Consider the following 6,359-nt stretch of genomic DNA (forward strand, 5'->3'; position numbering starts at 1 on the left):
CCTACCTCACATCTCATGGAACGCCGCGATGGTGGCGGCGAAGTAAAAACAAGAATGTCCGGTGGTCCGGTTTATATACCCTAAGCGTGTATAAAAATTAAATAAACTAACTTTTAGGAATATGGATAGAAGTGTGTCGTGAGCAACTGTACGCAGTGCAACACTTTGTTCTTGTAGCAACAGAAACACCCAGCGATCGGCTTTTGTAGGAGCGAAGCTTGCTCGCGAAAAACGTGCAGGCAGCGCGTTCATTCAGGTAGTCAGCGTCATCGTTAACCTCCATCGCGAGCAGGCTCGCTCCTACAGGGGGCGTGGGTTTCAGCGATTGTTGGATTCTGCGGCCATAAGCACTTCCTTCGGCCGGACCTTCAAATACGGATTGGCACACCCAATCTTCAACGTACGCGCCGGCGCCCAGCGAGAGTTATTACCCACGCGGTCGAGGATGCAGTAGGTCACTTCCAGCCGCAGGTCTTCGCCGGCTTCAAGAATGATCGCCGGCGGCACCCAGACCTGAATCGGCTGGCCCACATCGCCGGCCTTGAGCCGTGGCAGGTCCATGCGCACATCGCCCCAGCGCAGGGTGATTTCATCGTCGATGGCCATGTTCAGGTACGGCTCGATGGTCAAGGGAACGCCGCGCTTGATCTGGTTCGGGTTGACGCCCTGACGGCGGATGGTTTCGGGAATGCTCACCGGCGCCAGGCTCTGGATTTCATCGCCGTACAGGGCAGAGGGCTGGCCTCCCGGGCAGTCGAGCTTGACCTGCACGCAGGTTGTCGGTGACAGCGCTGGCCCATGGCCGACCTGCATCAGCCGGTAGTGAATGCGAGAGGAGCCGTTGGCGATGAAGCTTTGCGGCACGCGCAGGCTGACGGATTTGCCGACGTCCAGGGTGTTCAGCACCCTGGAGGCCACGTAGCAGTTGTCCCAGAACAGTTCGATCAAGTCGCCTTCGTCCATGCCGGGATAAGGCGCGACGGCGATCAGCAGGTGAGAAGCCGAGGTGATGTTGATGCCGCTCCGGTGGGATTGCTCCACGGTCGGTGCCGCAAGTTCGGGTTTTTTCGAAATATGTTTCATGGGTTTCTCCTTGAAGTCTTGCAGCGAAGTCCGTTTCTGAAAGAACTGATTGGCCGAGCCACAAACGACTCATTACTTGCGTATGAACAACGATTGAACGTGATGAGTTCGTTTACCGGAGACTAGATAAGAGTGCGCTGGAATAAGTGTCAATAGAGTTGGTTAGTTAAGTAACGAATCTTTCGTTATTCAGAAAGCTCCTACGCTTTCAGGTCCGGAAGCCCCATCGACTTGTCGAACATACCCACCGAATCAGCGGTTTTTGCGGTGGGAGGCGCCGGTTGTTCGTGTGGCAATGCGCAAGTGTTTTGTGGATTTTAGGCGAGGATAATCTGTCGCAGGACATATATATGTACCGCACGCGATTATTGAAAGAGGGTTAAATTGTAAGAGTGGTTTGAGTGGCGGTTGAAGAGGGTACGAAGTTTCGATGTAACTTCCATCCGTGGAAGTTTATGTCGCGGTTATGGCTGCTCAGTGTTGAGCGTTGTTCAGGAACTTGCTGAGAAACTGTTTTGTCCGTTCTTCTTTCGGATGGGCAAACAATTCTTTGGCTTCGCCTTGCTCGACAATCACACCCTTGTCGAAAAACACCACGCGGTTGGCCACGTCGCGGGCAAAGCCCATTTCGTGGGTCACGATGACCATGGTGCGCTTCTCCTCGGCGAGGCTGCGGATGGTCGCCAGCACTTCCCCCACCAGCTCCGGATCGAGTGCCGAGGTGGGTTCGTCGAACAGAATCACTTCCGGTTCCATCGCCAGCGCACGGGCAATCGCCACACGCTGTTGCTGTCCACCGGAAAGGCGTCGCGGGTACGCGTCTTCCTTGCCTGCCAGGCCAACCCTGGCCAGCAGCTTTTTACCCAGGGCAACGGCTTCGGCGTGCGCGATCTTCTTGACGATGATCGGGCCTTCGATGACGTTTTCCAGGGCGGTGCGATGCGGGAACAGGTTGAAGTTCTGGAACACGAAGCCGACGTGCTGACGCAAGCGCCGCACCAGGCCCTGCTGCTGGTTCAACGGGCGGCTGCCATCGATCTCGATGTCACCGACCTTGATCCGGCCGCTGGAGGGTTCTTCGAGAAAATTCAGGCAACGCAGGAACGTGGTTTTCCCCGAGCCGCTCGGCCCGATGATTGCCACTACCTCGCCTTCCTTCACTTCCAGATCAATGCCGTTAAGCACTACTTGACCCTTGAACTGCTTTGTCAGTTTTTCCACGACAATCATGGGGTCAGGACTCCTGGTCGTGCCGATTGACCCGCTCTTCCAACTTGTTCTGCAGGTGCGAGAGCACCGTGGCCAGAATCCAGTAGATCAGCGCGGCGGCAAGATACATGGTGAAAATTTCGAAAGTCCGGGCGGTAATCAGCTGCGCCTGACGGAACAGTTCCGGCACCTGAATGGTGGCGGCCAGCGCCGTGTCCTTGACCAGCGAGATGAAGCTGTTGCCCAGCGGCGGCAATGCCGTGCGCATCGCTTGCGGCAGGATGGCCCGGCGCAATGTCTGCGCGCGGGTCATGCCGATACTCGCGGCGGCTTCCCACTGGCCACGCTCGATGGAGCTGATCGCGGCACGCAGGATTTCGCAGGCGTACGCGGCCATGTTCAGCGAGAAGCCGATCAGGGCCGCCGGCAGCGGATCAAGTTCGATACCCAGTTGCGGCAAGCCGTAATAGATCACGAACAGTTGCACCAGCAACGGCGTGCCGCGAAAGAACGACACGTAGATGCGGGCCAGCCAGCTCACCAGTTTGAAGCGCGACAGGCGCATCAACGCCAGGCCGAACCCCATCACCAGGCCGAAAAACATCCCGCCCAGGCTGAGGATTACCGTGTAGTACGCGCCCTTCAGCAGGAAGGGCGCGGAGTCCAGCGCAAGTTGGAAAGCTTCTCCCATTATTTGGTGACGTCAGCGCTGAAGTATTTTTCCGAAAGCTTTTTCAGCGTACCGTCGGCACGCAGCTTGTCGATGGCCTTGTTCACTGCTGCCAGCAACTCAGGCTCGCCTTTGCGCAGGGCAATACCGGCTTCCTGACGGGAGAACGCTTCGCCGGCGGCGGAAGTGTCCTTGGCCTTCTTGGCGTATTCCAGTGCGGCGAGGCGGTCGATCAGGATGGCGTCGGTGCGGCCGTTACGCAGGTCTGCGAATTTGCTCGGATCATCTTCGTAGGTGCGCACGTCAGCGGTCGGCACGTTGGCTTTAACCCACTGCTCGTAGTTGGTGCCCAGGCCTACGCCGACTTTCTTGCCAGCCAGGTCGGCGGCAGACTTGATGTTCAGCTCGGCAGCTTTTTTGGTCAGCACCAGCGCCTGAATCCCGGAAACGGTGTACGGCTCGGAGAAGTCATACTTCTTCTTGCGCTCTTCGGAGATAGTCACCTGGTTGACCACTGCGTCCAGACGCTTGGATTCCAGCGCCGCGAGGATGCCGTCCCATTTGGTCGGTTGCAGTTTGACCTTCACGCCCAGCTCTTTGGCCAGGGCTTCGGAGAACTCGACTTCGAAGCCGGTCAGTTTGCCGTCGGCGTCAACGAAGCTGAACGGTGGGTAAGTGCCTTCCAGGCCGACGTTGATCACGCCAGCGTCCTTGATTTTTTGCAGTTGCTCACCGGCAACCGCTTGCCCCAGCAGGCCGGCGCTCAGCGCCAGGCCCAGCGAACCCACCAGCAGATTTCGACGTAGTGCGGAAAAATTCATGACAAGCCCCTGTGATTTCTTATGAAGACGCTTTTAGGAATGTTGGCAAAATCGGGATTTGGACGACTGCGATATCCTGCCCTAAAGCAGCGTATGCGTCTCGCTGCAAATTCGCCTGCGGCGTGACTATATGATGGTGCTTATAGATAGGAAAATAATAAATATTACGTTTGTTATTCTTTAAAGGAATATGTATCGGTTAGACCGCTATCGCCGGCAAGCCGGCTCCTACAGGGGCGTGCACGATTTTTTATTCAACACGAACCCTGTAGGAGCCAGCTTGCTGGCGATAGAGCGCGCAGCGCTCTCAGAACGCCGAATCGTAGGCAAACAACGCCGGTGCCCCACCGGTGTGCAGGAAAATGATCGGTCCTTCATCAAAACGCTGACGCCCAATCCCGTCCAGCAACCCCGCCATCGCCTTGCCGGTATACACCGGGTCCAGCAACAAGCCTTCCTGGCTCGCGACCAGTTTTACCGCCGACAACGTCCCGGCATTCGGCTCGCCATAGCGCGGGCCGAAATATTCGTCCCACAACTCAACCTTGAAACTCGCTGGCAGGCTGACGCCCAACAGCGCTGCGGTGCGTTCGGCGAGGCCTTGAACCTTCGGCCGCTGATCTTCTTCGCTGCGTGAAACCGTCACGCCAATCACTGGCAAATCCGGCAGTGCTTCGCTCAACGCGAGCGCCAGGCCGCTGTGGGTCCCGGCGCTGCCCGATGCCAGCACGACGGCGGCGAAGGTCAGGCCGGTGTCCTTGATCTGTTCGGCCAATTCCAGCCCGGCGCGCACATAACCCAGGGCGCCCAGCGCATTGGAGCCTCCAATCGGCACCAGATACGGTTTTTTGCCGTTGCTGCGCAGGCGTGCGGCCAATGCTTCCAGTTGCTCGTCAGCGTTGTCGAGGTTGTCCACCAGCTCGACCTTGGCATCGAACAGGTCAAGCAGCAGCCGATTGCCGTTGCCGACATAGTTGGCGTCTTCGGTGCCCAAAGGATTTTCCAGCAACGCTACGCATCCCAGGCCCAGTTTGGCGGCGAGGGCGGCGGTCTGGCGCACGTGGTTGGATTGCAGCGCGCCGGCAGTGATCAGCGTGTCCGCGCCCTGGGCCAGCGCATCGGCTCCCAGGTATTCGAGTTTGCGCAGCTTGTTGCCGCCCATCGCCAGCGGCGTCAGGTCATCGCGTTTGACGTACACGTCGCGGCCCAGCCAGGCTGACAGGCGTTCGAGTTTTTCCAGAGGGGTCGGGTGGCCGAGCAGATCGAGGCGGTCAAAACGGGCGAGCTGTTGTTTGATCATGGGTCCGTACTGGCGGTGAGAGATGTCAGGACTATAGGCACGCCCAAATGCATGGGCAACCGGCAAGATTACTTATAGCCAAAAGTGCTGAGCACAGCACAATCAGTTCTTAATTCGGTTTCCAGACCTTGCCGTAAAGTAATCGCCGTCAGTGCGGCCAGACAGTCCGGCCGCCCGTGTGGAGTTTTTACCGTGAGCGAGCGTTCCAGCCATTGGCAATTGCAGACCATCGTCAGCCAACTGCGCACGGCGCGTGACGAGTGGCGTGCACAAAACGGCCGCGCCAGCGGCGAGCAGGGTGGCCGCGAGTTGCCTTCCCGAGCGGCCATGGCGGAGATTCTTGAAGCGTTGTGCGGGGCGTTGTTCCCGATGCGCCTGGGGCCGGTCGACCTGCGTGAAGAGAGTGAAGATTTCTACGTCGGTCACACGCTGGACGTCGCGTTGAATGCATTGCTGGGACAGGCACGGCTCGAACTGCGTTACGCCGCCCGCCACAGTGCCTCGGCCGACACTGAAGTCGAAGCCAAAACAATCCAGATCATCCAGGACTTCGCACTCGCCCTGCCGGGCCTGCGCAGCCTGTTGGACACCGATGTGCTGGCGGCCTATCACGGTGACCCGGCGGCCCGCAGCGTCGATGAAGTGCTGCTGTGCTATCCGGGGATTCTGGCGGTAATTCACCATCGCCTCGCCCACCATTTGTACCGTGCCGGGCTGCCGCTGCTGGCGCGGATCAGTGCAGAAATCGCGCACTCGGCGACCGGTATCGACATTCACCCGGGCGCGCAGATCGGCCGCAGCTTCTTCATCGATCACGGAACGGGCGTGGTGATCGGCGAGACCGCGATCATCGGCGAGCGTGTGCGGATTTATCAGGCCGTGACACTGGGCGCCAAACGCTTCCCGGCGGATGAAGATGGTCAGCTGCAAAAGGGCCATCCGCGGCATCCGATTGTTGAAGACGATGTGGTGATTTATGCCGGCGCGACCATCCTGGGGCGGATCACCATCGGCAAGGGTTCGACCATTGGCGGCAATGTCTGGCTGACCCGCAGTGTGCCGGCAGGGGCCAACCTGACGCAGGCGAATTTGCAGCATGATGATGGGACGCAGAAGTAGGGCCCGAAGGCTTTAGCGGCCTTTCAGACGCCATCGCCAGCAAGCCGGCTCCTACAAAGTTTGTGTCGAACAATAATTTTGTGAGCGACACAAAACCTGTAGGAGCGAGGCTTGCCCGCGAATGGTTTCAAGACAAACCAAGACAATGGCATCCACC

General features: G+C 58.5%; 6 protein-coding genes. 1 reads left to right on the top strand and 5 read right to left on the bottom strand.

Features of this window, described 5'->3' with window-relative positions; genetic code table 11:
* Positions 1-318: 318 nt before the first annotated feature.
* The 5 genes from KGA97_RS09350 to KGA97_RS09370 all read right to left on the bottom strand — a co-directional run bounded on the left by KGA97_RS09350 (position 319) and on the right by KGA97_RS09370 (position 5,083).
* Positions 319-1,083: a hypothetical protein gene (locus KGA97_RS09350; RefSeq protein ID WP_223480655.1), complete on the bottom strand. Its 765-nt coding sequence runs from the start codon at positions 1,081-1,083 to the stop codon at positions 319-321.
* Positions 1,084-1,557: 474 nt separating this feature from the next.
* A complete protein-coding gene (tcyN, locus tag KGA97_RS09355; RefSeq protein ID WP_192226725.1) occupies positions 1,558-2,313 on the bottom strand; it encodes an L-cystine ABC transporter ATP-binding protein TcyN in 756 nt (251 codons plus the stop codon).
* A gap of 4 nt (positions 2,314-2,317) precedes the next feature.
* A complete protein-coding gene (gene tcyL, locus KGA97_RS09360; RefSeq protein ID WP_008040170.1) occupies positions 2,318-2,983 on the bottom strand; it encodes a cystine ABC transporter permease in 666 nt (221 codons plus the stop codon).
* Positions 2,983-3,783: a cystine ABC transporter substrate-binding protein gene (gene tcyJ, locus KGA97_RS09365; protein ID WP_008040169.1), complete on the bottom strand. Its 801-nt coding sequence runs from the start codon at positions 3,781-3,783 to the stop codon at positions 2,983-2,985. Before tcyJ ends, tcyL begins: the two co-directional genes overlap by 1 nt.
* Positions 3,784-4,090: 307 nt before the next feature.
* Positions 4,091-5,083 (bottom strand): D-cysteine desulfhydrase, encoded by a 993-nt coding sequence (locus KGA97_RS09370; protein WP_008032477.1) that lies wholly within the window; start codon positions 5,081-5,083, stop codon positions 4,091-4,093.
* A gap of 192 nt (positions 5,084-5,275) precedes the next feature.
* Between KGA97_RS09370 and epsC the strand changes: the two genes are divergently transcribed.
* Complete coding sequence (epsC, locus tag KGA97_RS09375; protein WP_008032476.1) at positions 5,276-6,202, top strand: serine O-acetyltransferase EpsC; 927 nt, start codon at positions 5,276-5,278, stop codon at positions 6,200-6,202.
* The last annotated feature ends 157 nt before the right edge of the window (positions 6,203-6,359 follow it).

It is taken from the genome of Pseudomonas sp. BF-B-15 (assembly GCF_019946675.1).
In the GTDB taxonomy this organism is placed as follows: Bacteria; Pseudomonadota; Gammaproteobacteria; order Pseudomonadales; family Pseudomonadaceae; genus Aquipseudomonas; species Aquipseudomonas migulae.